Below are 1,830 nucleotides of genomic sequence, written 5' to 3'. Positions count from 1 at the left end.
TCGGCCAACGGCGCAGGCAGCCCGTTCATGCCGGGCGCGTCGAGCGGCGCGTCCAGGCCCGCCGGGGCCGGGACCTCGCGCGGGGTGGGGCCGGAAAGGGGCCCGCCGCAGACGGGCCACGCGCCGCGGCCCTGCGTCGCCAGGACCCGCTCGGCGACGGCGATCTGCTGTTCCTTGCTGGCCAGCTCGGCCGACGGCGCGAATTGGCCGCCGCCGTGCGCGGCCCAAGTGCTGGCGCTGAACTGCACGCCTCCGTGATATCCGTTGCCGGTGTTGATTCCCCAGTTTCCGCCGGACTCACAACGGGCAACCTGATCCCATTCGCCATCGGTGGCCGCGAAGGCCTGACCCGCCATGGCGATGCTGCCGCCACCGAGAACCGCGCCGGTGACGGCGATCTTGGCGACGCTGATGTTGGAACTGCTGGGTTTACGGTGACGTCCACTCATAGGCGCCGATATGTTCCTCTCTCGTCACGCGCCTGCGAGGTCAGCTGTCGGGTTCGGGTCGGAGAGGCCACCCGGCCTGCGCCGTCGCGAGACGGTGCGGGCTTCACCCCAAGGGGCCGCGAGCGGCCCCGGTCCGGTCACGGTGGACCGGTGGGTCCCCCGTCTCCATCCATGTGGGTCGGTGTCCCCCGCCTATTGGATGGAGCTCGGCGCGACAGGCGGGGAGGCCGCCAAATCGGTTGGCTTGGCGAGCCTTGGGAGACGGTAACGGTTTCCGTTGGTCTCGTCACGTCTTGGGAAACCCGGCGTTTCCCTCTCGGCCATCTGCGAAAACCGCAGGAGGGCACGGACTTTGCGCAGGTCATCGCACGCGAGACCGAGGCGTGATCGCGCCGTTATCTTTCCGTTACGTGAGATATGTCACAGGATTACCCACCCGCGAAGGGGGGTAAGACGTCGATCGTGTTACCGCCGCGCAACGGGGCGGTCTCGTCACGGACCGCGATGCCGTCGCACAGATACGAGCATCGGCTCAAGACGGCGGCCAGCCGCGAGCCGCGGGCGGCCAAGCGCTCCACGAGTTCTGCCACCGTGGTGCCGGGCCGCAGCGTCAGCGTCTCGCTCTCCGACCCCGCGGCCGCGCACGCCGCCGCGAAGTAGCGCACGGTCACCGCGATGCCCTCCGGGCCGGCGTCGGCCGGGCTAGCCACCGATCGCGCTCATCGGCCGGTCCGGCTGGACGAAGCCCGGGTCGTTGATGCCGTGGCCGGCGGGCTTACGCCACATCGTCGCGCGCCAGGCCGCCTCGATCGCCTCGTCGGGGCTCCCGTCGCGCAGCATGCCCCGCAGATCGGTCTCCTGCGCCGAGAACAGGCAGCTGCGGATCTGTCCGTCGGCTGTGAGCCGGGTGCGGTCGCAGGTCGAGCAGAAGGCGTGTGAGACCGACGCGATGACGCCGAACTTCCCGCCCGGCGTGCCCGGGCCCGTGTCGGCGAGCCACAGCTCGGCGGGGGCCGATCCGCGCGGAGCCGGATCGGGCCGCAACTGGAAGTGCGGGCGCAGCGCCGCCAGCACGTCGTCGGCGGTGAGCGCGGCGTCCCGTCGCCAGTGATGGCCGGCGTCTAACGGCATCTGTTCGATGACCCGCAGCTGGTAGCCGTGGTCCAGGCAGAACCGCAGCAGCTCGACGACGTCGTCGCGGCCGGTGACCGGGTCCAGCACCGCGTTGACCTTGACCGGCGTGAGCCCCGCCTCCCGGGCGGCCGCCAGGCCCGCCAGCACGTCGGCCAGCCGGTCGCGGCGGGTGATGGCGGCGAAGTGGCGCCGGTTCACGCTGTCGAGTGAGACGTTCACGCGGTTCAGGCCCGCTCGGGCGAGTCCG

General features: G+C 71.3%; 3 protein-coding genes and 1 riboswitch. All 3 genes read right to left on the bottom strand.

What is annotated here, in order from left to right; all coding sequences use genetic code 11:
• Positions 1–449, bottom strand: a 449-nt coding sequence (locus tag A5714_RS15790; protein ID WP_197513741.1) for a transglycosylase family protein, incomplete at its 3' end; no start/stop codon positions are given.
• Between the two features lie 13 nt (positions 450–462).
• Positions 463–671: riboswitch (cyclic di-AMP (ydaO/yuaA leader) on the bottom strand.
• Between the two features lie 206 nt (positions 672–877).
• A complete protein-coding gene (locus A5714_RS15785; RefSeq protein WP_068065071.1) occupies positions 878–1,159 on the bottom strand; it encodes a MoaD/ThiS family protein in 282 nt (93 codons plus the stop codon).
• Positions 1,152–1,830: GTP 3',8-cyclase MoaA (locus tag A5714_RS15780; protein ID WP_156747344.1), on the bottom strand; the 679-nt coding region annotated here is incomplete at its 5' end. The genes A5714_RS15780 and A5714_RS15785, both read right to left, overlap by 8 nt.

The sequence above is a fragment of the Mycobacterium sp. E2462 genome, from assembly GCF_001672685.1.
Taxonomy (GTDB): Bacteria; Actinomycetota; Actinomycetes; order Mycobacteriales; family Mycobacteriaceae; genus Mycobacterium.
The sequence above is the reverse complement of the archived record's forward strand: the minus strand, read 5'-3'. Positions and strand labels throughout refer to the sequence as shown.